Source organism: Aeribacillus sp. FSL M8-0235 (assembly GCF_038000355.1).
Taxonomy (GTDB): domain Bacteria; phylum Bacillota; class Bacilli; order Bacillales; family Aeribacillaceae; genus Aeribacillus; species Aeribacillus composti.
This window is the reverse complement of the sequence record NZ_JBBOBW010000001.1, coordinates 3553271-3579468: the sequence shown is the minus strand read 5'-3', so window position 1 is coordinate 3579468 and position 26198 is coordinate 3553271. Positions and strand designations below refer to the sequence as shown.

The 26198-nt window shown below is 41.1% G+C and carries 27 protein-coding genes; 22 read left to right on the top strand and 5 right to left on the bottom strand.

Features of this window, described 5'->3' with window-relative positions; all coding sequences use genetic code 11:
* Positions 1–36 precede the first annotated feature (36 nt).
* The 6 genes from atpD to spoIID all read left to right on the top strand — a co-directional run bounded on the left by atpD (position 37) and on the right by spoIID (position 5919).
* Positions 37–1455, top strand: coding sequence for a F0F1 ATP synthase subunit beta (atpD, locus tag NSQ71_RS17370; protein ID WP_066251292.1), 1419 nt, complete (start codon positions 37–39; stop codon positions 1453–1455).
* A gap of 28 nt (positions 1456–1483) precedes the next feature.
* Entirely contained in the window at positions 1484–1897 is a 414-nt protein-coding gene (locus NSQ71_RS17365) for a F0F1 ATP synthase subunit epsilon (RefSeq protein WP_340734327.1), read from the top strand.
* Between the two features lie 385 nt (positions 1898–2282).
* The gene (locus NSQ71_RS17360) at positions 2283–2513 is read left to right on the top strand and encodes a DUF1146 family protein (protein ID WP_063389010.1); all 231 of its coding nucleotides are present in this window, start codon (positions 2283–2285) and stop codon (positions 2511–2513) included.
* Positions 2514–2625: 112 nt separating this feature from the next.
* Positions 2626–3360, top strand: coding sequence for a YwmB family TATA-box binding protein (locus tag NSQ71_RS17355; RefSeq protein WP_327856145.1), 735 nt, complete (start codon positions 2626–2628; stop codon positions 3358–3360).
* A 32-nt stretch (positions 3361–3392) separates the two neighbouring features.
* The gene (gene murA / locus NSQ71_RS17350) at positions 3393–4706 is read left to right on the top strand and encodes a UDP-N-acetylglucosamine 1-carboxyvinyltransferase (protein ID WP_340734326.1); all 1314 of its coding nucleotides are present in this window, start codon (positions 3393–3395) and stop codon (positions 4704–4706) included.
* 193 nt (positions 4707–4899) lie between these two features.
* Entirely contained in the window at positions 4900–5919 is a 1020-nt protein-coding gene (gene spoIID / locus NSQ71_RS17345) for a stage II sporulation protein D (protein WP_063389007.1), read from the top strand.
* A 173-nt stretch (positions 5920–6092) separates the two neighbouring features.
* Here the strand turns inward: spoIID and NSQ71_RS17340 are convergent, their stop codons facing one another.
* Complete coding sequence (locus NSQ71_RS17340) at positions 6093–6533, bottom strand: VanZ family protein (RefSeq protein ID WP_340734325.1); 441 nt, start codon at positions 6531–6533, stop codon at positions 6093–6095.
* A gap of 134 nt (positions 6534–6667) precedes the next feature.
* Here NSQ71_RS17340 and NSQ71_RS17335 point away from each other — a divergent pair, with 134 nt between their 5' ends.
* The 12 genes from NSQ71_RS17335 (at position 6668) to NSQ71_RS17280 (ending at position 17720) form a co-directional block, all read left to right on the top strand.
* Positions 6668–7531, top strand: coding sequence for a M23 family metallopeptidase (locus tag NSQ71_RS17335; RefSeq protein ID WP_340734324.1), 864 nt, complete (start codon positions 6668–6670; stop codon positions 7529–7531).
* A gap of 269 nt (positions 7532–7800) precedes the next feature.
* Positions 7801–8304, top strand: coding sequence for a GNAT family N-acetyltransferase (locus tag NSQ71_RS17330; protein WP_066248016.1), 504 nt, complete (start codon positions 7801–7803; stop codon positions 8302–8304).
* A gap of 528 nt (positions 8305–8832) precedes the next feature.
* On the top strand, positions 8833–9567 hold the full coding sequence (pxpB, locus tag NSQ71_RS17325) for a 5-oxoprolinase subunit PxpB (RefSeq protein ID WP_340734323.1): 735 nt from the start codon (positions 8833–8835) through the stop codon (positions 9565–9567).
* Positions 9564–10352 carry a LamB/YcsF family protein gene (locus NSQ71_RS17320; RefSeq protein WP_339210638.1) on the top strand — a complete coding sequence of 263 codons (789 nt, stop codon included), beginning with the start codon at positions 9564–9566 and terminating at the stop codon, positions 10350–10352. The genes pxpB and NSQ71_RS17320 overlap by 4 nt, the downstream gene beginning before the upstream one ends.
* Positions 10330–11289: a 5-oxoprolinase subunit C family protein gene (locus NSQ71_RS17315; protein WP_339210636.1), complete on the top strand. Its 960-nt coding sequence runs from the start codon at positions 10330–10332 to the stop codon at positions 11287–11289. The genes NSQ71_RS17320 and NSQ71_RS17315 overlap by 23 nt, the downstream gene beginning before the upstream one ends.
* A 598-nt stretch (positions 11290–11887) precedes the next feature.
* Positions 11888–12163: a sporulation transcriptional regulator SpoIIID gene (gene spoIIID / locus NSQ71_RS17310; RefSeq protein ID WP_063388999.1), complete on the top strand. Its 276-nt coding sequence runs from the start codon at positions 11888–11890 to the stop codon at positions 12161–12163.
* A gap of 144 nt (positions 12164–12307) precedes the next feature.
* Positions 12308–13309: a rod shape-determining protein gene (locus NSQ71_RS17305; protein ID WP_063388998.1), complete on the top strand. Its 1002-nt coding sequence runs from the start codon at positions 12308–12310 to the stop codon at positions 13307–13309.
* 929 nt (positions 13310–14238) lie between these two features.
* On the top strand, positions 14239–15057 hold the full coding sequence (locus NSQ71_RS17300) for a flagellar hook-basal body protein (RefSeq protein ID WP_063388997.1): 819 nt from the start codon (positions 14239–14241) through the stop codon (positions 15055–15057).
* A 16-nt stretch (positions 15058–15073) separates the two neighbouring features.
* Positions 15074–15904, top strand: a complete 831-nt coding sequence (locus NSQ71_RS17295) for a flagellar hook-basal body protein (RefSeq protein ID WP_063388996.1) — start codon at positions 15074–15076, stop codon at positions 15902–15904.
* Positions 15905–16092: 188 nt separating this feature from the next.
* A complete protein-coding gene (locus NSQ71_RS17290; RefSeq protein ID WP_094244698.1) occupies positions 16093–16359 on the top strand; it encodes a DNA-directed RNA polymerase subunit beta in 267 nt (88 codons plus the stop codon).
* A 199-nt stretch (positions 16360–16558) separates the two neighbouring features.
* On the top strand, positions 16559–16981 hold the full coding sequence (fabZ, locus tag NSQ71_RS17285) for a 3-hydroxyacyl-ACP dehydratase FabZ (protein WP_094244697.1): 423 nt from the start codon (positions 16559–16561) through the stop codon (positions 16979–16981).
* A 478-nt stretch (positions 16982–17459) separates the two neighbouring features.
* The gene (locus NSQ71_RS17280) at positions 17460–17720 is read left to right on the top strand and encodes a hypothetical protein (protein WP_339193566.1); all 261 of its coding nucleotides are present in this window, start codon (positions 17460–17462) and stop codon (positions 17718–17720) included.
* 186 nt (positions 17721–17906) lie between these two features.
* Here NSQ71_RS17280 and NSQ71_RS17275 read toward each other — a convergent pair whose 3' ends face one another.
* A complete protein-coding gene (locus tag NSQ71_RS17275; protein WP_311066646.1) occupies positions 17907–18365 on the bottom strand; it encodes a YwpF-like family protein in 459 nt (152 codons plus the stop codon).
* Positions 18366–18438: 73 nt separating this feature from the next.
* On the bottom strand, positions 18439–18840 hold the full coding sequence (locus tag NSQ71_RS17270; protein ID WP_066248034.1) for a helix-turn-helix domain-containing protein: 402 nt from the start codon (positions 18838–18840) through the stop codon (positions 18439–18441).
* Positions 18841–19100: 260 nt separating this feature from the next.
* Between NSQ71_RS17270 and NSQ71_RS17265 the strand changes: the two genes are divergently transcribed.
* The gene (locus tag NSQ71_RS17265) at positions 19101–19496 is read left to right on the top strand and encodes a hypothetical protein (protein WP_117017298.1); all 396 of its coding nucleotides are present in this window, start codon (positions 19101–19103) and stop codon (positions 19494–19496) included.
* A 147-nt stretch (positions 19497–19643) separates the two neighbouring features.
* On the top strand, positions 19644–20027 hold the full coding sequence (locus NSQ71_RS17260; protein ID WP_311066645.1) for a single-stranded DNA-binding protein: 384 nt from the start codon (positions 19644–19646) through the stop codon (positions 20025–20027).
* 826 nt (positions 20028–20853) lie between these two features.
* Here NSQ71_RS17260 and NSQ71_RS17255 read toward each other — a convergent pair.
* Complete coding sequence (locus NSQ71_RS17255; RefSeq protein WP_340734322.1) at positions 20854–23601, bottom strand: DEAD/DEAH box helicase; 2748 nt, start codon at positions 23599–23601, stop codon at positions 20854–20856.
* 48 nt (positions 23602–23649) lie between these two features.
* Entirely contained in the window at positions 23650–25263 is a 1614-nt protein-coding gene (locus tag NSQ71_RS17250; RefSeq protein WP_340734321.1) for an SWIM zinc finger family protein, read from the bottom strand.
* A 177-nt stretch (positions 25264–25440) separates the two neighbouring features.
* On the opposite strand from NSQ71_RS17250, the gene NSQ71_RS17245 reads away from it, so the two are divergent.
* Together NSQ71_RS17245 and NSQ71_RS17240 are read left to right on the top strand one after the other, a co-directional pair.
* Positions 25441–25584 carry a hypothetical protein gene (locus NSQ71_RS17245; RefSeq protein WP_186439282.1) on the top strand — a complete coding sequence of 48 codons (144 nt, stop codon included), beginning with the start codon at positions 25441–25443 and terminating at the stop codon, positions 25582–25584.
* A gap of 375 nt (positions 25585–25959) precedes the next feature.
* Positions 25960–26094: a hypothetical protein gene (locus NSQ71_RS17240; RefSeq protein WP_339210625.1), complete on the top strand. Its 135-nt coding sequence runs from the start codon at positions 25960–25962 to the stop codon at positions 26092–26094.
* Positions 26095–26198 lie beyond the last annotated feature (104 nt).

Genomic DNA, 26198 nt, shown 5'->3' with positions numbered 1-26198 from the left:
ATCACTGAAACAGTACGTTAGGAGGGAAACAGGAACATGAAAGGACGCGTAGTTCAAGTAATGGGTCCGGTAGTGGACGTAAAGTTTGAAAGCGGACATTTGCCGGAAATTTATAACGCCCTAAAAATTTCACATAAAGCGCGCAATGAAAACGAGGTAGACATTGATTTAACGTTGGAAGTAGCGCTTCATTTAGGGGATGACACCGTTCGGACAATCGCTATGGCTTCAACGGACGGCGTAACGCGCGGAATGGAAGTCGAAGACTTAGGCGCTCCAATCTCCGTGCCAGTTGGAGATGTCACATTAGGACGGGTATTCAATGTGTTAGGGGAACATATTGACCTTGGAGACCCGATTCCAGCGGAAGCGCGCCGGGATCCAATTCATAAGCCTGCTCCGAAATTTGAACAGCTGTCAACACAAGTTGAAATTTTGGAAACAGGAATCAAAGTTGTTGACTTGCTTGCTCCATATATTAAAGGTGGAAAAATCGGCTTGTTCGGCGGTGCAGGAGTTGGAAAAACGGTTTTAATCCAAGAGCTGATCAATAACATTGCACAAGAGCACGGCGGTATTTCCGTATTTGCTGGAGTTGGGGAGCGTACTCGTGAAGGAAACGACCTATACTTTGAAATGAAAGACTCCGGCGTTATCAGCAAAACAGCAATGGTGTTCGGACAAATGAACGAGCCGCCTGGAGCGCGTATGCGCGTTGCATTAACAGGTTTGACAATGGCTGAATATTTCCGTGATGAACAAGGGCAAGACGTTCTCTTCTTCATCGACAACATCTTCCGCTTTACACAAGCTGGTTCCGAAGTATCTGCGTTGCTTGGACGTATGCCTTCTGCTGTTGGATACCAACCGACGCTTGCGACAGAAATGGGACAATTGCAGGAGCGGATTACATCAACAAACGTAGGTTCTGTTACATCGATTCAGGCGATTTACGTGCCTGCTGACGACTATACAGACCCTGCTCCGGCTACAACATTCGCACACTTAGATGCGACAACAAACCTTGACCGTAAGCTGTCAGAGATGGGTATTTATCCAGCGGTGGATCCACTTGCTTCAACGTCACGTGCATTGGCTCCGGAAATCGTCGGTGAAGAGCATTACAACGTTGCCCGCCAAGTTCAGGCAACATTGCAAAGATATAGAGAGTTGCAAGATATTATTGCAATCCTTGGTATGGACGAGCTTTCAGATGAAGATAAGCTTGTTGTACATCGTGCTAGAAGAATCCAATTCTTCTTATCACAAAACTTCCACGTTGCTGAGCAGTTTACAGGGCAGCCTGGTTCATATGTGCCTGTAAAAGAGACTGTACGTGGATTTAAAGAAATTCTTGAAGGTAAGTACGACCACATTCCTGAAGATGCGTTCCGCTTAGTGGGCACAATTGAAGATGTCCTTGAAAGAGCGAAGCAAATGGGCGTTGAAGTATAATATTTTGGGACCCTAGGAGGAACTGAATATGAAGACCGTACAAGTCAGTGTCGTCACTCCCGATGGCCCAGTTTATGATGCGGATATAGAATTGGTCAGCGCCAAAGCTCAAAGCGGCGAGCTTGGAATTTTGCCTGGTCATATTCCAATGGTTGCGCCGCTTGCAATTGGCGCAGTTCGGCTGAAAAAAGGAAATAATACAGAACTCGTGGCTGTCAGCGGAGGTTTTTTGGAAGTTCGCCCTGATAAAGTCACGATCTTGGCACAAGCAGCTGAAAGAGCTGAAGATATCGATGTTGCCCGCGCGGAAGCTGCAAAGAAACGTGCTGAGGAACGCTTGCAGCGCAAAGGCCAAGGGCAGGAAGACATAGATTTTAAACGCGCTGAACTGGCGCTGCAACGTGCTATCAATCGTATTAACGTGGCGAAAAAGAAATTTTAATTTCTCATTTAAGACGTCCCGGCATTTCCGTTCGGGCCGTCTTTTTTGAAAAAACTAGGAAGATCATGATGATGGCTATTTTGCAATGTTGGCACTAGCCTGGGTGGAAAAGATCGGCATCTTACTTTTATTGACAGCAAAAAATGGACAACATGTAATCGCATCATTCAACTCTAAAACTGCAAATCCAAAATAACGAATTAACCTCCTATCTACATTCCACATCAATGAATGCTTCATTTACAAGAAATAACAACATGAAAAAAACTGCCTAACCATTGTTTTTCACAAAATCAAATAAAAAGTGTGCATGAACAGGAAAGATTTTTATATAATAAAGTGGGTTTGTGAAACAGGAAAGGAAGATTTCGGAAGGAGGAGTAATGTGACGGGGCTAGGCCAGCAGGCGCTTATTAGCATCATAGTAAATTTAGTGTTTATTTTTCTTACTTGGCGGGCTTTACAAGCTCTTCAAATTGAAAAAATCATTCGCAAAGGAAGAGTTGTCGAGACAAGGCTTTTGCTCATTTTATTGACCATCGCCATTGCGTCATCAGTGAGCAATTTTTTCTTGAACTATTTTTTTTGGTCGCAGCAGCTGCAATATCTTTTTTAAACATGTCGAGGGACAATGAATACATAAAGGCTGTTGTCTAATCTTGACGACTTTTTCCACGTATGCCAAAACCCTTTCCGGCAACACTTTTAATAAGGAAAGGGTGATGGCGGTGAAAAATTTATATTTTGTCTTTATTTTCATATTTTTATTCGGTTTTCTTTTGTCAGTTTGGCACACAGAACGAACGAATGCTGAAAGACACGATATTCATGTAGAGGAAATCGTGGAGCAATTTCATCAACAAAACATAGATGTGGCAGAATGGTCAATTTTTGCAAAATTTTCTTTTTCTCAAAAAAGCAAAAAAGTGAAACGAATCTACACACAGTTTCGTCAATTTAATTGGTCTTACTTGGAAAGCGGTAATTTTGAAAAGTGGACCGGCACTTATTACAACAGCGATAAGCAGATCACTGAAACATTGCAAATTATTAAACCTCATGCAAAAGCAAGCCCGAAAATTCAAGTTATATATGAAGCAACAGGGAAACGTTGGAATGGCCGTGCATGGATGAAGCTGGAGCGCTATTTTAACCGTCACATTTTCGACAAAATTCCAGGAAATCCTACATTTTTCACTTGTGTCAAAGGCTATACAGATGATAAGATGAAAGGTGTTTTGTTTTTTGAGGCAAATAACCTTTTAAAAAGGTTTCATGCAAAACCGGTGGAAAGCTTAAACGAGCAACGCTTCGTTTCCATATCCGGTTTTACAAACGATTGGGATCATTCTATTAAAACGAAAAATGGAAAGATGAACATTCAAATTTCGCTCAGAAGTGCAGGAATGGGCGAAAGAACTACTGTAACAGTAGGAACACCTATTATTACAACTGAATATTAATATAGAGAAAATGGGACGCGGAGGGGAATACCTTGGAAAAAATCATCGTCCGCGGCGGTCGAAAGTTAAACGGTACAGTAAAGATCGAAGGAGCCAAAAATGCCGTTTTACCTGTCATCGCTGCATCTTTATTAGCTAGTGAAGGAAAGAGTGAAATTTGTGATGTTCCTAAGCTCTCCGATGTTTACACGATAAACGAAGTTCTCCGCTATCTCGGAGCAGAGGTTCGTTTTGATGGTAATCAAGTAGTTGTCGATGCATGCGGAGAGCTTTTAACGGAAGCGTCATTTGAATATGTTAGAAAAATGCGTGCATCTGTGCTTGTTATGGGACCTCTTCTTGCCCGCAAAGGCCGTGCACGTGTTGCTTTGCCGGGAGGATGTGCCATCGGATCCCGTCCGATTGATCAGCACTTGAAAGGCTTCGAAGCGATGGGTGCAACGATAAAAGTCGGCAACGGCTTTATTGATGCAGAAGTGAATGGCAGACTTCGCGGAGCCAAAATTTATTTGGATTTCCCAAGTGTCGGCGCAACAGAAAACATTATGATGGCAGCCGCACTTGCAGAAGGAACAACTGTAATCGAAAACTGTGCAAAGGAGCCTGAAATTGTCGACCTTGCGAATTTTATAAACAAAATGGGCGGAAATGTCCGTGGCGCAGGCACTGGTACTATCAGAATTGAAGGTGTAGATTCCTTGCACGGTGCAAAGCATTTAATTATTCCAGATCGTATTGAAGCAGGAACATTTATGGTTGCTGCTGCCATTACGAAAGGGAATGTCCTTGTAAAAGGAGCAGTTCCGGAGCATTTGACATCATTAATTGCGAAAATGGAAGAAATGGGCGTAACCATTATCGAGGAAGAAGAAGGCATTCGTGTCATTGGTCCGGAAACATTGAAGGCAGTGGATATTAAAACAATGCCTCATCCAGGTTTTCCTACTGACATGCAGTCTCAGATGATGGCCCTGCTGCTTCAGGCAAACGGAACTAGCGTAATTACCGAAACGGTATTTGAAAATCGCTTTATGCACGTAGAAGAATTTCGTCGTATGAACGGAGATATTAAAATCGAAGGCCGCTCTTGTATCATCAACGGTCCTGTAAAGCTTCAAGGTGCAGAAGTAACGGCAACCGATTTAAGAGCGGCAGCTGCATTAATTTTAGCTGGGCTTGCTGCAGAAGGGTATACACGGGTTACGGAGCTGAAGCATTTAGATCGCGGCTACGTCCGTTTTCATGAGAAGTTAAAAGAACTTGGCGCAGATATTGAACGCGTCAATGATGAAGCTGACATCCCGGCAATTGCACAACAAGCCGTTGCAACGAATTTAAATGCATAATTTCACAAAAGAAGCTAGCCTCTTTTAGGAGATGCTAGCTTCTTTTTCGTATTACCCGCTTATTTTTTTCATATTTTTTCGTTTTATACTTAAAACTCCCCCTGCAAACAGCATCTCCCATTTCAGTCATAAAAGGTTGTCCTTCCCCATAAACTTTACTGAAGTCAGCGATAAAAGAAATGGGGGCTGTAATATGAAACGAGTGAAACCGTTCTTTCTTTTTTTTGCAGCAATATTTTTCATTATTTTGATGGTGCCAAGTTTGCTGGTAGCCCCGTTTGCCGAAAAGACGAAAGCTACGCTTGGCGAGGAACTAGCCGAGAAGAAAACAACGGATGTGCTACAAAAGGAATCAAAAGTTTCTGTACCAATTTATCGTTCTCAAGAAAAAAAAATTGATGAAGTTCCGCTTGAAGAATATGTGGTTGGTGTTGTCGCCGCCGAGATGCCCGCAGAATTTGAAAAAGAAGCGTTAAAGGCTCAAGCTTTAGCTGCTAGAACGTACATCGTGAAAGAGCTGTTTACGGGCCAAAATGTCGGCTCTCCCGAAGGAGCTGTAGTCACGGATACTGAGCTCCATCAAGTTTATAAAAATGAAGAAGAATTAAGGAGAATTTGGAAAAAAGATTTTGATTGGAAAATAAAAAAGATTAAAGAAGCTGTTGCCGAAACAAGAGGCCAAATTTTAACGTATGACGACAAGCCGATTGATGCTTCTTTTTTTTCAACGAGCAATGGATATACGGAAAATTCGGAGGCCATTTGGCCGAACGCCCTTCCTTATTTAAAAAGCGTGGAAAGCCCTTGGGATGAGAAATCGGAAAAATTTCTCGCCAGGGAGGTATTCACCGTTCAAGAGTTTGAACAAAAATTAGGGATTAAAATAGGGAAAGGCAATTCAATTGGAAAAATTATCGAAAGGACGCCAGGACACAGGGTCGCTCTAGTCGAAATTAACGGGAAAAAGTTTACTGGAAGAGAAATAAGAGAAAAGCTAGGTCTAAGGTCAACGGATTTTTCGTGGACATTGAAAGGCGACCAAATTATTGTTACGACAAAAGGATACGGACACGGAGTCGGCATGAGTCAGTACGGTGCAAATTTTATGGCGCAGGAAGGGAAAAATTATAAAGAGATTGTCTCACATTACTACCAGGGAATTGAAATTTCGCAAGCCAACCCGTTTTTATCAAAATATATGGCGAAAAAATAAAAAAGATCGGTGCGTTTTGTGAGAAAATCGTTAATCTCCCTATTAGCCGGTTTTCTCACACTCATTTTGTTTTTCTTTAGGAAAACCGCTGATAGTGCCATTAAGCTGCCAACTTCATTTCGAACTAAATGAAATATTGATCGACTCGATAAATTCTTTTTTAGATCCCAGCCTTAAAAGCGCTGGGATCTTTTTAATGCTGCTAATTTGCAAAAAAACGTTTTCAGCTTCGATTCGTCTTTTTGGAAATAAAAGATTTTGACGATATAGTAAGATACGAAAACACCGATTGCATCCTTAATAAGGTCAATGATTGTCGCAGATCTTGAGGGAACGAAATATTGATGAATTTCATCACACAGCCCGTAAAAAACAGCGATCACCGCTGAGACGACACTTAATTTTTCTGTAAGCTTTTCATGAACAGCGAAAGCGAAAATGAAAAGCCAATAAAGAATACCGAACTCAATGAGATGAAGAGACTCTTTCAATAAATGGTCGAACGAAAACGGCGTTTTGACGAATGTGTCAGCTGGATAGCTCGACAAGATCCAGATGACCGCCATATACAAAATCGGTAAAATACTGATTACATATACCGCAAGCTTCTTCATGACTCTAACTCCTTCAAGTAATTTTCAACAATATGCATAGAAAAAAAGAAATGGCAAAAAATAAAAGAAAAAATTTTATTTTGATGTATAGATTCTCTCAAACTTGTTCACAATGGTTGCTGAGGTGATGAACAATGAGAGAGGAAGAAAAGAAACGTACTTCTCAAGGCTCGAAGTTCCAACAGTTTTTCAGAAAAAAATGGGTTTTTCCTGCTATTTATTTAGTCAGTGCAGCCGTTATTTTAACAGCCGTTTTATGGTATCAAGCAATCCGCAACAATGATGCAAACGATTTATCAACGGACGATGGTGCAGACGTTTCCTATAATGAAGATCAATCGGTGGAAGTAAATCAATCCGTCGAAAACTTCAAAATGCCGGCCATCGATCCTGATGCTGTAAAAGTAGTAACGAACTTTTATGACTTTAATGCTTCAGAAAAAGAACAAGAAACGGCACTTGTCTTCCATAATAACACATACCATCCAAATCAAGGTATCGATATCGCATCAAATGATGGAAAAGCATTTGAAGTCATTGCATCTTTAAGCGGAACGGTTGCAAAAGCTGAAAAAGATTCCCTTTTAGGATATGTCGTAGAAATTGAACATGAAAACGGTGTAAAAACCATTTACCAATCGCTTGCCGATACGAAAGTACAGGTCGGCGACAAAGTTAAACAAGGAGAAATTATCGGACAAGCTGGGAAAAACCAATTCAATAAAGACGCTGGCGTCCATGTTCACTTTGAAATCCGCAAAGACGGTAAAGCCTACAATCCATTAAACTACATGGACGAGCCGTTAACAAGTTTAACTGAAAAATCTGTTGAAGAGCCTTCTGACGGGGCAGCACAAAAAGAAGATAATAAAGATGGAGAGGAAGCTACTTCAGACGAAACAGCCCCATCAGATGAAACTCAGCCTGATGAAGAACAATCTCAGTCAAAAGAAAATTCAGAACAAGAAAAATCTGATAATTCTACAACTAAACCTTAACCAATACAATCCTACTCAAACGAGTAGGTTTTTTTTTTGTCTAAATCATATCTGGTAAAAATTAAATGAGCATAGGCGCTGAAATTTTCATAAAGAACAGACCGAAAAATTTTTCATAAACGGTACAAGAAACAACGTACGGTAAGGTGCAAGCGAGAAAGCAGGCTTGCCGAAACATTTTTTAAAAACATAATGTGAAGCGATTATCGAAAATTCACTTTATTCCATATATAATAGAATCAATCTAAGCAGGAGAAAGGAAGAAGCACGTGGAAAATATTCGCTTTCGAGATGCAACGATACATGACTTGCCTAAAATCGTCTCGATCTACAATTCAACGATCCCAAGCCGGATGGTGACAGCTGATACTGAACCTATTTCAGTGGAAGACCGTATACAGTGGTTTCATGAGCACAATCCAAAAACGAGACCGTTGTGGATGATCGAGCAGGATGGAAGCGTAGCTGGCTGGCTCAGCTTTCAATCCTTTTATGGAAGGCCTGCTTATAACGGAACTGCGGAAATTAGCATTTACATTGATGAACAGTACCGGGGAAAACAAATCGGCGATTTTGCCTTGAAGACCGCTATAGAAAAGGCTCCAAGCCTCCAAATAAAAAATTTGCTTGGCTTTATTTTCAAGCACAACATCCCGAGCTTAAAGCTGTTTTACAAAAATGGCTTCCGCGATTGGGGGCACTTTCCCCGTGTAGCGGTACTGGACGGTGTTGAGCGAGATTTAGTGATAGTGGGGAAACGTGTAGCCGATTGAACGTATTAACAGTATCTCCGCTCGCAATATAGTATTTTAGTTTCTTTTTCATTCGCCAGTTGAGTAAAAAAGCGTCTTTTTAGCAAACTGCAATCCTTTTTTAGAACATGATTGTTCGGCTGTTTAAATTTGGCTGAATCTATAGACTGGTGTTGAATTTTCCTGCGGAAAATTGTTCATTGCATGATTATGGGCGATCCTGTTTTTCTGGCAGTTTGTGCAGCGAAAGAATTTCAATCAGATCTGCCATCTGCGAGTATGTATATTTTAATTGCGTACCAGAGTATTAAATAAATTTTTGCTTCCATTGAGTGATAGGGGCTTTTTTATGTCGATTTCTTTTTGATACGAACGTTTCGATTAACGATTTATGTGGACTGGAAAACTTGCTTAACAGCAGCAATCCACCAGTGCTGAAAAAAACATCCGCAGCAGCCGTTTTGGCCGGGTTGACAAGCTTTACACAGAAGCTGCAAAAGTAAGTGTTTTGCTGCGTAAAAGCACTTTTTCAAAAGGAGGGTGGAAACGGTGGAATTTTCGATTCAACCGCTTGGTGATACAGGAATCATCATTCAATTCGGCACGGAGATTTCCGAAGCAATTTATCAACAAATCCGCCAATATGTATATCGGCTGGAACAAAGCCGCATTGAAGGAATAGTCGAATGGGTTCCTGCTTACACCACCCTTGCTGTTTTTTATCGACCAAATATTATTTCGTACGATGAACTTTCTCAAAAGCTTTTAAAAATTGGAGAAAAGATAGAAAGCATGCCAGTGCCGGATCCAATAGTCATTGAAATTCCGACATTATATGGCAAGGAGGCAGGACCAGATATTCAGTTTGTTGCTGAAACGAATGGATTGTCGGAAGAAGAAGTAGTGAAGATTCATTCATCCTCCGATTATTTGATTTATATGATTGGGTTTGTTCCAGGTTTTCCATATTTAGGCGGAATGGACAAAAGAATTGCGGCGCCGAGGAAAAAGACACCCAGATCTAGAATTCCTGCCGGTTCAATCGGAATTGCCGGGGAGCAAACAGGGATTTATCCTTTGGAAACACCGGGAGGCTGGCAAATCATCGGGAGAACGCCTGTCAAATTGTATGATCCGCAGAAACAAGATCCAATATTGCTAAAAGCCGGTGATTACATCCGATTTGTCCCCATTACGGAAAGAGAATATGAAAAAATTGAACAGCAGGTGCTAAAGGGTTCATATAAAGTGGTCAAATATAAAAAGGAGGCGGCAGAAACATGATATCTGTTGACTTAAACAGCGATTTAGGGGAAAGCTTCGGCCATTTTAAAATTGGCAATGATGAAGAACTGCTTCGCTGTATTTCTTCAGCCAACATTGCTTGTGGATTTCATGCCGGCGACCATAATGTCATGATGCGGACGGTAGAGCTTGCGAAAAAGTTTGATGTGGCGATAGGCGCTCATCCAGGGTTGAACGATTTAGCCGGATTCGGACGAAGGGAATTGAAAGTATCCCCTGAGGAAGTCTACAATATGGTCGTTTATCAAATTGGAGCTTTGCAGGCTGTGGCGGCATCAAAAGGGATGAAGCTGAACCATGTGAAGCCCCACGGCGCTCTATACAATATGGCTGCAAAAGACGAGGCGTTAGCGGAGGCGATTGCTCAAGCAGTAAAAGATGTTGACGAGTCGCTTATCCTATATGGACTCTCAGGAGGCGTCCTTTGCCGTGCGGGGGAAAAGATCGGGCTTACGGTCGCGCATGAAGTCTTTGCCGACAGAACGTATCAGCCTGACGGAACATTAACTTCAAGATCAGAAAAAAATGCAATCATACACGATCCAGAGGAAGCGGTAGAAAGAGTTCTCCGTATGGTGAAGGAGGGAAAAGTAGCGGCAATAAACGGGCAAGACATCCCCATTCAAGCTGATACAATCTGCATCCATGGCGACGGTCCGAAGGCATTAGCATTTGCTGAAGCTTTAAAAAGCAGACTGGAAGAAGAAAATATTCGTATTGTCAATCCGGGAGCGAAAAATGATGAAAGAAATATTGTTAGTTGAAAAGCCTGGTTTGTTAACGACTGTTCAAGATTTAGGAAGAACGGGCTATCAGCAATACGGAGTTGTTGTTGCCGGCGCTATGGATTCGTTTTCCATGCAAATCGCAAATCTTTTAGTCGGCAACCGAAAAGATGAAGCGGTGCTGGAGGCAACAATCGCAGGTCCTTCCTTAAGGGCCGTCCGTGATATTGTGATTGCGATATGCGGAGGCGATCTAGCGGCAAAAATCAATGGGAAAGACGCTCCGTTATGGAAAAGCGTGCTGCTGAAAAAGGGAGATCAGCTTTCTTTTACCGGTTTGAAAAGCGGTGCAAGAGCTTATATCGCAATCGCAGGCGGAATTAATGTCCCTAAGGTCATGGGGAGCAAATCAACGTACTTAAAAGCGGGAATAGGAGGATTAAATGGAAGAGCCCTTCAAAAAGGGGATGTAATCATGGGTTCAGATGCTGTAAAAACAAGCACAATTGGCCGAATGTTATCCCCTTCCCTTATCCCGAAATATGAAAAGCACATGACCATTCGCATTGTCCCGGGTCCACATGAAGAGGCGTTTACAAAAGAAGGAATCGATACTTTTTTTTCTTCTGTATATGAAGTCACACCGCAATCGGACAGAATGGGCTATCGGCTGAAAGGGCCGAAAATTTCTCATAGAAAGCCTGCCGACATTTTGTCGGAAGCTGCTCCCCTTGGCGGAATTCAAATACCTGCTGACGGACAGCCGATCATTTTAATGGCTGATCGGCAAACAACGGGCGGATATACGAGAATCGGAACAGTTATTACAGTGGATTTGATGTACGTTGCTCAAGCAGTGCCAGGGGCAAAGATTCGCTTTCAGCCGGTTTCCGTTCAAGAGGCTCAAAAGCTTTATCTTGAGCAGATGCGCATCATGCGCCAAATTTCAGTCGGAGCTGGCATATATGATGAATAAACGAAAGTTGGAAAGTGAACATGTAGGATCATTGAACGAAATTTTATTAAATACGACCCTATAAGGTCTGAACAATTTCAGTAATCTGCGCTAATAAAAGCCTGAACAAGTCAAATATTTTAGGAACATAAAAAAGCAAGAGAGAACTTGTCCACATTGCCGAAGAGCTCATCAAAAATGTTTTTCTGTTTTGTCATAAGAATCAAACCATTCCCCATTTCTCGACATCTGTTCCAAAAAGGAGCAGATGTTTTCTTTTTTTCACTGGAATTATACATATTTCCCGGAAAATGATTGGCGCATATCGTCGAAAAACTAATCAATGAAAAGTGTCGAAACATGCCCTCGACTTTAAGTGGAAAATAAATTTTCATAAATCCCTTGTCCTTCTTGACTTTTCAAGAATATATCTTCACCCAAGCTAATAAAATGTTACAAACCTAACAAGAGAGTGTTTGAGGTGAGGGATCGTGGAGATAGATGATCAATACAGCAAAAATGGCAACTTTAGATTCTACATCATGTATATAGCTGTATACACTGTGCATGCGAATCTCATTTCACACTTCTCACATCCACATTAGGGAGGTCGAGTGGTGTGCACGATTACATCAAAGAACGCACAATCAAGATTGGAAAGTATATCGTGGAGACGAAAAAAACTGTTCGTGTAATCGCGAAAGAGTTTGGCGTTTCCAAGAGTACCGTCCATAAAGATTTAACGGAAAGGCTGCCGGAGATAAATCCTGATTTAGCAAACGAAGTAAAGAAAATACTAGATTATCATAAATCGATTCGCCATCTTCGTGGCGGAGAAGCAACAAAATTAAAATATAAAAAAGAAGAACAGCAAAAAGAACCGATAAAACGATGATGATTCTCGACGCCAACCGACAAAACTCTCCGAAAATCTTGTCTTTTTTTACAAAATCATACTTTTTATGCAATTATATGATACAATAAGAAATTAGGATATTAGTTGGAGAGATGATGATTGGCAAGGGAGGATCATAATAATATGTTTTCAAAAGATGTAGGAATCGACCTAGGAACAGCAAATGTGCTGATTCATGTAAAGGGCAGAGGCATTGTGTTAAATGAGCCTTCTGTTGTGGCACTTGACCGCAACAACGGAAAGGTGTTAGCGGTTGGCGAGGAAGCGAGACGTATGGTTGGCCGTACACCTGGCAATATTGTTGCCATACGCCCGCTGAAGGATGGTGTCATCGCAGATTTTGATATTACAGAAACAATGCTCAAACATTTTTTGAATAAGTTAAATGTCAAAGGCATTATATCAAAGCCGCGGATTTTAATTTGCTGCCCGACAAACATTACTTCAGTGGAGCGGAAAGCGATCCGAGAGGCAGCTGAAAAATGCGGCGGCAAGCAAGTCTTTTTAGAGGAAGAACCAAAAGTAGCTGCAATTGGCGCTGGGATGGAGATTTTCCAGCCGAGTGGAAACATGGTGGTGGATATTGGCGGCGGGACGACGGACATAGCTGTACTATCCATGGGTGATATCGTTACCGCCTCGTCCTTGAAAGTGGCTGGAGACAAATTTGATCTTGAAATTTTAAATTATATTAAACGGGAGTATAAGCTTCTGATCGGTGAACGAACTGCAGAAGATATTAAAGTGAAAGCGGCAACAGTATTTCCAGGTGCACGCGACGAAGAAATCGATATTCGGGGTCGTGATATGGTCACAGGACTGCCTCGGACGATCACTATTAGGTCGAAAGAAATCGAGCAAGCATTAAAAGAACCTGTCGAAGCCATTATTCAAGCAGCTAAAAATGTGTTGGAGCGCACACCTCCTGAGCTGTCTGCAGACATCATTGACCGCGGTGTTATTTTAACAGGCGGCGGAGCACTCCTGCATGGGCTTGATCTGCTCTTGTCTGAAGAGCTGAAGGTTCCGGTTACCATAGCGGATGATCCGCTGCACTGCGTTGCTGTCGGAACAGGAATCATGCTTGAAAACATGGACAAACTGCCAAAAAGAAAGTTTATATAACAAAATCGTAGCAATAAGTTTTTTAGAAATCGGCTTTTACGCCGATTTTTTTACTTGTGCGCCCGGCATGGGTGTAATCTATAGGGTGAAAGTCCCGAGCTGCGAAGGCAGAAGTAGCAGTTAGCTTAACGCAAGGGTGTCCGTGGTGACGCGGAATCTGAAGGAAGCGAGCGGCAAACTTTGGGTCTCTCGGAACACGAACTTCATATGAGGCTAGGTATCACTGGGTGAGTTTGCAAGACAAAACAAAGCCCTTTCTGCCGAAGGTGATACAGAGTAAATGAAGCAGATGGATGGAAGGAAAGATTACACTCTTACCCGGGGAGGTCTGGCTGGCACGCCAAGTAACCTTGGTAACCTATCTAGTGATAGATAGCTGAACAGTCAGAAGTCAGCAGAGGTCATAGTATTAGTTGGTCTAGAACAACTAAGAAGGACCGAACAATTAAGAGAGAATAGCCCTTGGCATTCAGTGAGTCATGATGAACACAGAAAACGTAGTACCTCACTTGAGGGAGGAAGCGGTGAATCCCGTGGGAGATCTCTTGGAGGGTGGAGTGACCACTGGCATAAAGAGAACAGCTATTCACGGAAGTTATAAAGACTTGCGTCAATTATCTTAATTGAACCGCCGTATACGGAACCGTACGTACGGTGGTGTGAGAGGACGGGAGTTAATCGCTCCCTCCTACTCGATTCAAATCTGAAAGACCAATCCTGCTTTTACATACCCATTCAGCTCCCAACATCCAAATGATATTTTTCTTTATGAACAGTTTGGAAAGGAGACGGAAGATAAAAGACCTATCAGAAAATTGTGATCTTTTACCTATAAGATAATAAAAAAATTGTAATGAGAATCATCGAAAAGTCCTTTATAATATAAAATTAGGAGAACATGTCGGATTTGTTGGATGGGGTGAAAAATCATGCTTCGAGGATTCTATACAGCTGCAGCAGGAATGCTCACACAGCAGCGCCATGCGGAAATGCTTTCGAACAATATTGCCAATGCTAACACGCCGGGATATAAATCTGACCGGGCTGCAATACGGGCTTTTCCGGAAATGCTTTTGTCAAGAATTGAAACAAAAAACGGTGTGACAAATATTTCGGAAGTTGGATCTGTCAATACAGGCGTTTATATGCAAGAATTGATTCCACTATTTACCCAAGGGGATATCCGTGCAACTGATTTGCCGACTGATGTAGCTTTAGTAGAAGAAGCAGTTCCAATTCATGAAGAAACGAATTTAAAAGGCACTCTCTTTTTTGCTGTTGAAACGGGAAATGGTGAAGTGAAATATACGAGAAACGGCCACTTTACGATTGATGAGCAAGGCCGCCTGACAATGGCAGGAAACCCTGTCCTGTCTGTAGCCGGAACGCCGATTATTATTGAAGGAAACGATTTTACTATTACGCCTGAAGGAGAAGTTCTGGAAAACGGACAATACACAGGTCAAACGATCGACATTCGGTTTGAAGATGATGTCCGCAATCTTGTCAATGAAGGGAACGGCTTGTTTCGAACGGCTGACGGAACAGAGCTGCCAAGTGCAATTGGAAACGGCAATGTGCAATATGTGCTGCGCCAAGGATATATTGAACGTTCCAACGTTGATGTTGCAAGGGCTTATACGGATATGCTGACAGCCTATCGTTCTTTTGAAGCAAATCAGAAGGTGCTGCAAGCATATGACAGAAGTATGGACAAAGCAGTCAATGAAATCGGCCGCATCGGCTGACAAAGAGGTGTTGTAAATGCTCCGCTCAATGATTACAGCGACTAATACGATGAATCAGTTACAGCAGCAATTGGATGCAATCGGTCATAACTTAGCGAATATCGATACAAACGGTTATAAAAAAACGAGCACAACCTTTCACGAATTGATGAGACAAGAGCTGAACAATCAGCCGGATCTTCAAAAAGAAACAGGCAGATTGACTGATTACGGCCTTCGTCTTGGCGTCGGCGCCAGACTGGATAAACAGCTTGTCTTTCATCAAGGCGCTATTAAAACGACAGGCAGAGAGCTAGATGTTGCGCTTTTACACAAGGATCAGTTTTTACAAGTGGAAGTAGACGGCGAGGTCCGGTATACAAGAGACGGTGCTCTTTATTTATCTCCTGCAAACGATGGTACGAACCGCCTTATGCTTGTGACGAAAGACGGCTACCGAGTGCTTGATGAAAATCAAAACCCGATTTACTTGGACGGAGATATTCGAGATATTGTCATTTCTGCAAACGGGACGCTTACAGCAGCGTCACGGAATGAAGGAGAACTGCCGCAAACGGTTAATCTTGGAGTTGTCAGAGTAGATCGTCCGAGCATGATGATTTCACTCGGCAATAATATATACGGCTTACAGCAATTAGGAAACGTGCCCATCACAGATGTGCTGACGAATTTGGAAGGGGATTTGCGGACGGAAATCGGCATGCGGCAAGGGGCTCTGGAAAGCTCAAATGTCGACCTGACTCAAGAAATTACAGACTTAATGATCGCACAACGCTCCTACCAACTAAATGCTCGGTCAATCACGATCGGCGATCAAATGCTTGGACTAATCAACACGGTGAGGTAATAGAGTGATTTCTGCAATTGTGTTGAACAGTTGAAAATCGGCAAAATGCAATTTAACAAGTTTTACCTCTAGCCTTAAACGAGTAGTTCACCGTGAATATAGAAATAGGTCTTTTTGATCTTTGACCTTAAAAGAAGCTGCTGTATCAGCTTTTTAAAACTTGTTATTTTTTTAAGGGAGTTTTTATGATGGCTGCTCAGGAAAAAGTTGATATTTTAACAAGGGAAGAACGGAAAAAAGCGAAAAAAGAGGACGGAGTCAAGAGAAAAACGCGCACACGAGTCCGGCTTATTCCAATTTGGCTTCGTCTCATTTTACTTGTTTTTGGAATGGTCATCAGCATGGCAATCGGTGCGATAATCGGATATGGAGTGTTGGGGGACGGACGTCCACTAGATGCACTTAAACCGTCTACATGGCAGCACATCATAGATCTTGTTGAAAAGGACGCGTAATTCTAATATACTTGATGAAAGGCTGGGGGAATTTTCCTTCTTGTTAAGACCTTCTGCAAGACTGGTTCTAAGAAACGAGCTGATGCATTGCTCAGATGCCGGAGATCGGGAGACGAAAAAATGGGGCATAAATCGTTTATTAGAGCCATAAAAAGCTGCGGAAACAGACTATCGTTTTAATCCTTAAGGAGGCATCTTCATGTTGGATATTCAGCAAATAAAAGAGATCATACCACATCGATATCCGTTTTTGCTAGTCGATCGAGTTGTTGAATTAGAGGAAGGCAAGCGGGCGGTCGGCATCAAAAATGTCACAATTAATGAACCGTTTTTTAACGGACATTATCCGGATTATCCGGTTATGCCAGGCGTTTTGATCGTTGAAGCACTGGCTCAAGTAGGCGGCGTTGCCATGATGAAAAAAGAAGAATATAAAGGGAAGCTCCCTCTTTTTGCTGGCATTGATAAATGCCGTTTTAAAAGACAAGTACGCCCCGGGGATCAACTAAAACTGGAAGTGGAAATGATCGCACAGCGGGGTCCGATCGGAAAAGCAAAAGGAATTGCAAAGGTTGATGACGAAATCGCTTGTGAAGCTGAATTAACATTTGCTGTGAAATAAACGGGTGCCTTCAAATGGCATCTGTTTTTTATTAAATAAGCACATTAGACTGCCGCTTTTTTCATAAGTTCAAGAAGTCTGTTGTATTGACCTCAATTTGAATGTACTTGCATCTTAAAAGATCTTCTTTCTGTATTCTCTCCCAAAATTTTCGATGTGCTCCAGTACGGTGTATTCATCTCTATATCTTCATTTTTTATTTCTTCTGATGTTGAAAATATGGCTTTCGTTTGTTTTTCCCCGATTATGAGCCCTTCTAAAGTGTTTTCTCTTACATTTGGATATGAAAATGTTGGATTGCAAAAGTTTATTTTCGAAATCGTTCTTTTACGAATATTTCTTCTTATCCTTTCTTCAATCTATGTCATCATATACTGAAGGTTGAAAAATTCAATCTGTGTTTTAGAAAAATTTGTTGAATGTGTTAAAAATACTTGGGCATGTTAAGAACGTATAACAATAAGAAAGGAGCAATCATATGAAAAAGAAATGGATGTACATGTTATTTAGCATGCTAATGGCGTTGATGGTGGTGACAGGGTGCAATACGAATGATGAGGTCCCTCCGGACAATAATAACGATACAGAAGAAAATACAGGTCCAACAGATGAAGACAATAACGGGAATACTTTAGATGAAGAATTGCCACCGGATGATGAAGAAGGTGCTGATAACAATCAAGATGATACTGCCGACGATAATAATGACGAAAACAACGAAGAACAAGAAAATCAATAATTGAAGAAGGCCGTCTGTGCCTTCTATTTTATTTTTAGGAGTTAAATGAGGTGTCTCATAACTGATTTAAGTTAAAATTGATTAGATGTGGAGCATCTGCGGTTTCATCTAGGCAAATCTGGTCCAAGGATTTTTGTTGGCTTTCTCATTAAATACGCATGACTATCCTTTTTCATGGAGGACTATTCAATTTTTTTTAAATCGGCATTTTACTTTCGGATCATTGATTTTATTGATTGCTTTACTAAATGCCTCCAGCAGCTCTTGTCCGGATAGACCTTTTGAAATTAGTTCTCTGAGGACCATTTCTGCTTCCTGTTTGGAAGTTCGGTTATTATAAATTCTGCCGTCAAATAGGACAGAAATATGATCCTTTAACATAGTGATCGAACGAATTTTTGCAATGATATGAGCGGGTCTGTTATTTTTTTTAGTAATCGTGGCTAAAAGCTTGAGTTCATCATTATTTTGCAAATGGTGTTCAAAATAAGGACGAAACTGTTTAGAAAGAAGCGCCTCAATTAACCACGAATTTTCGCCGTCCTCTTTATTAATGATCAGCCCATCAGCAAGAGGTAAATTTTCGATGCGGTTTTCCTGATCTTTCCTCTCAACTTTCAATTCGACAAGCTTAAAGGTTTTCATGGTTCAAGGCCCCCAACTAGAGTTTATGCTTTATTATAACATAAAATAAAAAAGGCTTGACAAAAGTCAGCCTTTACTCTATTTTCAACAGTTCATGAATCATCGTAGCAACATACTGGGATAATTGCTGTTGATTATGATTCGTTTTCGCTAATTTTTTAATCGCATCGTATAAATTGGGATGTTTTATTAAAAAGTCAATTACTTCCTCCAAATGTTTTTCTGACCGATATGGTTCAAGCACTTCTGCCAACATGCTCGGGGTACCGCCTTGACCAACTAGATGATCAATGCTGATTTCGAGTGCTTCACTAATCGAAACAAGCTGCTCCAGACTAGGCTGCTGCACTCCAGTTTCCAATTTGCTGATTACTGATCTTGTCATATTCAATTTTTCGGCCAGCTGTTTCTGAGTCCATCCTTTTTCTTTTCGGAAAAATTTCATATTCATTTGAAATTTTTGCTGTGCGTTCACGATTCCACCAACTTTTCCATACCATTAAAAAATATGGTAAAGGAAAAAGAAGGCATCGTCAGATCGTAATAAGATCAATAAAATAAACGTTCAGTATTAGAACGAAATTGAAAAATGAAGAAAATACAAGAGATAAGGAGAATTTTCGACATTTTATAGGAAAAATGAACTAAAATACATATATTACAAATATTTCGTAAATATAGATAATTTTGACATTAAGGATTATACTTTTTTAAAAAGGCCTAAGGGGGGATTTGATGACGAAATATAAACTCAAAAAAATTCATATTATCCGCGGTCATGAAAATAGAACTAGAAATAAGGAATTCATGATGTTGAGGATTGGCGATTTTTCCGAAAATGAGCTTAGCTATCATTATTTTCAAATCCCGAGCGATGCGGTAATTGATGTATATTTTCAAATGGAGGATAAATTGTCAATATTGCGGGTAATGTTTGGTATGCAAGAAAAGCAGTTTTATGTTCAATTGTTTACATACGACCACACAACTCTTCGCTATAAAGAAGAAATCATCGATGAGCAAATGAAATCTTCTCCAATCTTCTCAAAGCTCTTGCAGAACATACACATCTATGGGTCGAATCATTTTTCCTTCATTGCGACAAAAAATATGAAAAATCGCGAAAATTAATAAATCGTTGTTTATTTTCGAAAAATAGCTATAGGAAAATGAGAAAATCAACGTCGTTAAAGGCGGAAAAATCTAAAAATAGACATTTTTCTATTTTTTTAACTTCAGCTACAATAAGGGTGCACATTACGAGAAGGGAGGGATGATGTGATCAACCATGTGACGCTCGTCGGTCGATTAACGAAAGATCCTGAAATCCGCTATACAAGTGAAGGGGCTCCTGTTGCCAATATTACGCTGGCTGTGAGCCGCAACTTTCGCAATGCGGCAGGGGAAATCGACACAGATTTTGTTCATTGTACACTTTGGAGACGAACAGCTGAAAATACTGCAAATTACTGCCGGAAAGGATCGATCGTTGGCGTAATCGGAAGAATTCAAACGCGAAACTATGAAAACAGCGAGGGCAAAAAAGTGTACGTAACAGAAGTTGTTGCGGATTCCGTTCGATTTATGGGCACTCCGCCGCAAAGAATACGGGCAAGAGAGCTTTTCGATCCGGAATCCGCACCTGAACAGTCTGAGGCATAGTAAGTCTGACTTTAGAGGAAAAACAATCCTTTCGTCCTCAGCAAAATAAGGCATGTTTGATGTAAAGTAAGTTTGCTTTTGATTCCGCAGAAGAAACGTAAATCAATCTTATGAGAAGAAAGTCCACCTTTTGACACAAATCGAAAATGGACTTCCGTTAGCTAAGTCGTCCGCTTTTTTCCTTCCAGTGAAAAGAAAAAATCACAAGGCATCCCCTAAAAGCTCCCTCAACCTTTGGCCAGCCGTTTTTTTGAGGCTGGCTGTTTTGTTGAGAGGAAAGGAATTATCAGCTAATGAAAGGCAAGAGCCGTTTTTTAGAAATGACGTTTTGATACATTTTGTTCAAATTTTTTAGAGATGAAAATGATGCTTCATTTTATAAAAGCTTCAACCGCTCCATTCTTGGCTTCCTTTTAATGTATTTATGCTGTTTCGTCGAGACTGCTTCCAGCTTTCGGTCTTTGCCTCAGCCTCATTAAAATTGATAAGACTCCCAGATCTTTTTTTGTGGTGTATAGACTCCGCTGCTCACTCCCAAAAAGAGTGGTTAAAAGAGTTCTTATTTATTTGCAGCTTTTATTAATTCTTCATAAAGTTTTTCCCATTCCGGGGCATGTGCTTCCGTTTTAGAATCTTTTTTTGCCAAGAAGATTCCCTCCTTTTTTAACAGCTTAAGAATGGAATAATCCCTTTGCTTTCAAACTTTGACAAAAGAAGTCGCTAAAGTAGACACGGTCACTTTTTAAAAAGCTTTACATTTAAAAAAACCTTAACACTTTATCTCTTTTTTTATTCCTCAGTCGTTTTCGATCGATGCAGACACGCTTTATCGTCTTTCTTCATTTCTGAGTGCAATTAAGTCCTTCAATTCTTCTGTGGAAAGTTCGGTGATCCAGTTGTCGCTTTGGATCAGCTCTTCGTTTAATGCTTGTTTTTTCTCGATCATGTCGTCGATTTTCTCTTCAATTGTGCCGGTAGTAATCAGTTTATGCACGTGGACAAACCGCTTTTGGCCGATGCGGTAGGCGCGGTCGGTTGCCTGGTTTTCAACGGCCGGGTTCCACCAACGGTCAAAATGGATGACGTGGTTGGCGGCTGTCAAATTTAATCCTGTGCCTCCGGCTTTCAGCGACAAAATAAACAAGCGGCTGCCTCCATTTTGAAACGTCTCGACAAGTTTGTCCCTTTCTGTTTTGGATAAGCCTCCGTGCAAAAATAAAACGTCTATTTTAAATGTTTTTTCAAGCAAGTTTTTCAGCATTTTCCCCATTTGAATGTACTGGGTAAAAATTAAACAGCTTTCGTCTTGATTCAAAATAGCTTCAACTAATTCAAGCAGCTTATCGATTTTATGAGACCGGCCTTGAAGAGTAGAAACAGCCTCTTCCTTCAAATAAAGAGCGGGGTGATTGCAAATTTGTTTCAGCTTGCCCAGCATTTTTAAAATGAGTGCTTTCCGCTCGAAGCCGTCCGCTTTCATTACTTCCTCAAGTGTGTCTTTGACAAGCTGTTCATATAATGATGCCTGCTCGACGGTGAGCGGCACGTACTCCTTCTGTTCTTGTTTTTCCGGTAAATTCAGTGCGACATGCTCATCGCGTTTTGTTCTTCGAAGCAGAAACGGCCTGATCATGCTGCGCAGTTTTTGAATTTTGTCCGGTTTTTCCCCTTTTTCGATCGGAAGCACATATTGCTTCTGAAATTGGTGAAGGCTTCCTAAAAGACCTTTATTGATAAAATCAAAAATGGCCCAAAGCTCCGTCAAACGGTTTTCTATCGGCGTTCCTGTCAGCGCAATGCGCTGATGGCTGTTCAATTTCCGGATAGATCGCGATTGTTTCGTATGGGCGTTTTTAATATTTTGCGCTTCATCGATGCAGAGGCTGGACCAATGAACAGAAGAAAGTTCGTCAAAATCAACGTGGCTTAAGCCGTAAGATGTCAAAACAATATCGGAGCCCAAAACCTTTTTTTGAAATGCTTCGCCTTTTTTCCGGTTTTGGCCGTAATGTAAATAAACGTTTAATTGAGGCGCGAATTTTTCTATTTCCTTTTGCCAATTGCCGAGCACGGACGTCGGCACGATGATCAGTGCGGGCGTTTCCGGCTTCTCCCGTTCCTTCACATATTGAAAATAAGCAATCATCTGCACTGTTTTCCCGAGCCCCATATCGTCTGCCAAACACGCGCCAAAACCGAAGCGGCGTAAAAATAACAGCCAATCCAAGCCTTGTTTTTGATAAGGTCTGAGGGTGCCGGCGAAATGCTTCGGCATGCTTACGGAAGGGATTTCCGAAAGCTCCCCCAGCTGCTTCACCATTTTTTTCAATGTGCTGTTTAATTTGATTTCGATCCCAGCAAATGGGCGCTCTAGCTCGTCCCCCTCTTCGCGATTTCGCCCAAATTCCTGCTCTAAAATATCAAAAATGTGGAGGCCTTCTTTTTCTGCACGCTTCAGCATTTTTTTCATCTGCTCGATCATTGACGGATCAAGCATGATCCATTTTCCCCGTATGTTGACGAGCCGCCGTTTGTGCTCAACCAGCTGTTCAAATTCCTCTTCGGTCAGCTCCACGCCGTTTGTTGCGATCCGCCAATTAAAGTCGATGAGGGAATTCATCCCGACAAACGATCTTCCTTTCGGGACGGTATTCACATGCGCTTTCAATGCCAGGCTTGATTGCTTCACCGCCTGCCACCAGGATGGCAAAAGAATCTCGACGCCTGATTTGATGAATGTTTCGCTTGCTTCAAATAAAAAACGCCACGCCTCCTGTTCGCTTAATAGAGCTTCTCCATTTTCAAATGCAAGCCATGGGACGATTGCAGTAAGGCGCTGTTGTTCACGCTCAATTGTGTCCGTATATTTCCGCCATTTAGCCGGCAGCGAGCTTTTCCCTTTGTATAGAAGCAAAGAATCTTTGTCTGTTTGGTCTCGCAAAAACATTTCCAGCTTCCAAATGCCACCATCCTGTTCAGGTTCATTTAAACGGACGCCGATTTGAAACGGCCGATCGTTTAATCGCCAGCCTATTTTCTCAAGCCAGTCCTGTTCGTCAAGAAAATGCCCTTCAAATGATGTGAGCAAAGGATATGTTTCGACAAGCTGATCCCAAGCACGTTTCGCTCCTGCGCTTCTTTCCAAAAGGTCAGAAACGGCAGCGGAAAACCATGGAAGATCAATTTCCTTAACCGTTTTATCCTTCGGCTTCCAGCCCATCTTTCCTTTTTGCCAAGATGAATAGTCAGGCATGAAGTTACCGGTCTGAACAAGCTGAAAAATCAGTTCAGCTGTTTGCAATGTATAGGCAAGATCGCTGGAAAAGGAAATATTGAGCAAAGAGTTGACCGGTTGTTTGCCAAAAAATTCGACCGCCTGCCACGGCGAAAGCAGAATACAATTGTCTGATACACGCAAATCGGTGCCATAAAAGGAAGAAGTATGCCAAATAAATGCGTATTGCTGCCATTGCTTAAGCGAAAGAAAGGTGCCAGCTTCATCTGTACACCAAATGCTGTATTGATGATCTCCGATTTTCTCAGCACAAATCACAAGACTAGTTGTGGTGAACATGTCCCCACTTCCTTTTCTGTTGAATACTTTTGATATTTAAGCTGTGTATTACATCAATTTTCCTTTTACGAGCTCCTCTTGAAAAGCGCGAAGGCGTTTATACTCGCTCGTAATATGCTGAAAATAGTGTTCCCAAGTGTCCATATCGCCCATTTTTTTATAAACGCGTTTCAGCCTTTTTAAATATTTCACAGCGTCTTTGTAGCTTGATCGGTTTTTTGCAGCGATTTTGCCGGCAATTTCTTGATGCAATAGGGGAAGCAGCACACCGGGTGCTTTTTTTTCAATGACAGTAAGAAGCCGGCTCTCTACATCATCTAGAGAGAAACCGATCGAAAGCTGAAGCTCCGCCCATGTATGAAACAGGCCTCTTTCAATTAAATATTCATGATAAACTGCATAGCTGTACGGAAGAAGCTTTCGGCAAGCGTGTTCGAACGTCTCGTCATCCCCAACTTGAGCACGGTAATGTTCAAACTCATTTAATAAATAATATATCGTTTCTTGTCGATCGTAAAAATATTCTACTTGAATATACAAATTGGCTTGATCAAGAATTACCGGAACCCATTTTCGGAACCGTTTAAATTCTTTTCTTTTATTCATCGATATAATCCAATCAAACAATAACGGCAAAAGTGGAAGCTCAGTTTCGTTCAAATAATGGATGATGCGGTCATCGTTTTTGTCCAAAAAATCAAAATGGAAAATAGCGAGTTCGCATTCAAGAATGAACAAACCGCCTTTTTTCATTTCATCATCTTTTCGATGTTCAAGAATCGTCCGCTCTTCTTCCATCCACTTTTTTCGGTTCAGTAAATACTCCCAGATGATCCGGTAAATAACGACTCGCTCATAGAGAAAAGCTTTGCCGCAAAACAAAAGCTCGCGGATGTGATCCCTCATGTCATGTAAAATGGGATCAGCGGAAAAAGGTAAAGGCGTTGTTTTTATTTGCTTTACATGTTCAATGATCTCAAGCTGCAATTCTTCTATCACTTGAGCAGCGTATTGGAAAAGAGCTGGCGAATTTGTATTTGTTTCGTTTTGATGGCAAAAGCGGCAAATTTCAACAAGCAGACTACTTGCCAGCATGATATGGTAGAGAGGTTTTAACCCTCGGTTTTTAGGCTCCTTCTTTTTCAGAAGAGGATACACTTTATACCAAATCGCGTAAATTCTTTGTGTACCGAAGAGTGTTTCAACATTGTCCAGTTCGCCTTTAAAAAGCTCCGCCCAATCGTCGGCCGGTTGTTCACTCGGCTTCATTCCTTTTTGAATCAAGCCTTCCTCCTTCAACACGGCCAGCTTTTTATTCGGTTTTTCTTTCCACTTGTTAAAAAAGTCACCGAGATCGTCTGTTAATGCATAAATATATAAAAAAACAGCAATGAGATGACGGCATGGAAACTCATTAGAACAGGAGCAGCTTGACAGCTGGAAATATTCCAAATCAAGCTTGACATATGCGCGCTTTACGTCCTCAACTGCCGCCGTAATAAATATTCCTTCTTGCTTGACATTAAACACGTTTCCTTGTCTATATAAAAGAAACCCTTTTTTCATCCATTCACGTTGTTCCTCTGTTTCAGGGGAAAGCATGTTTATCACTTGTTCTGAACAATGAAGCACTAATTGTTTATCGAAAATATGGGAAGGCATGAGAAGTCCGCTCCTTTGTCGTTTATAGCAACACGTTCCTTACGATTATAGCGCAAAATGCGAAATCGAACACTATTCTTGTCTAGTAAACTATTGCAACTTTGATTTGATGTTAGTATAATTGTCATATCTTGCTGTTTAATTTTGTAAAAATTTGAAGAAAGGAAATTTTTCAGAATGAAAGAGACAAAGAAGATCCAGGACGAATTTCTGAAAATTCTCCTTAATGCGTATAAGCAAGGTGAAACAAACGAACATGTCACTACGAAAGAATTATTAAAACAGCTTGAACACGAGATTAAAAAGGTGTATGTATCATAGCTGTGGGATTGTGGCATTATCCCGCAACATACTGAAAGTAGCTGGCATCCGCGAGATACTTTCAAACAAAAATAGAAATATACGAAATCAAGTAGAGAAAAACGGTTTGTTTTTCTCTACTTGATTTATTTTAAGTGACTTATCTGACATCTCCTTTCATTCTGCATGTTTTAAAAGCTAGGGAACGTTTGATTGTTCTATCTCCACCGAACTAAAAATAAGCCTTTTTTCCTGTAAACATCATAAGGCGGCTGACCGATATGGGTAATGTAGTTCTTACTTCATATTATTTTTGTAAGGATTTGTGAAGTTTTTGATGACGCTTTCTTGGTATTTGCTAGGAGAAGCGCATCAGGGGAAGGGGAGGGTGAAGGGTTGAAAGGTCAATGGTTGACACCGGAAGAAATCGAGGCGAGAAGAAAAATTAAAAAAATGTGCCTTTATATCATTTTTCCGGTTTTTGCTGTTGCCATTGGGGTGGCTTCTGCAATTTTGCTGAATACGATGTAGGAAGAAAGTGTCAGGAGGTGAATTGAAGCGATTCGCCTCCTTACGCTTTTTTCTGAAAAAGGACAAAATTCTCTATAAAAATTGTCGAATCAACTAGATGTTGG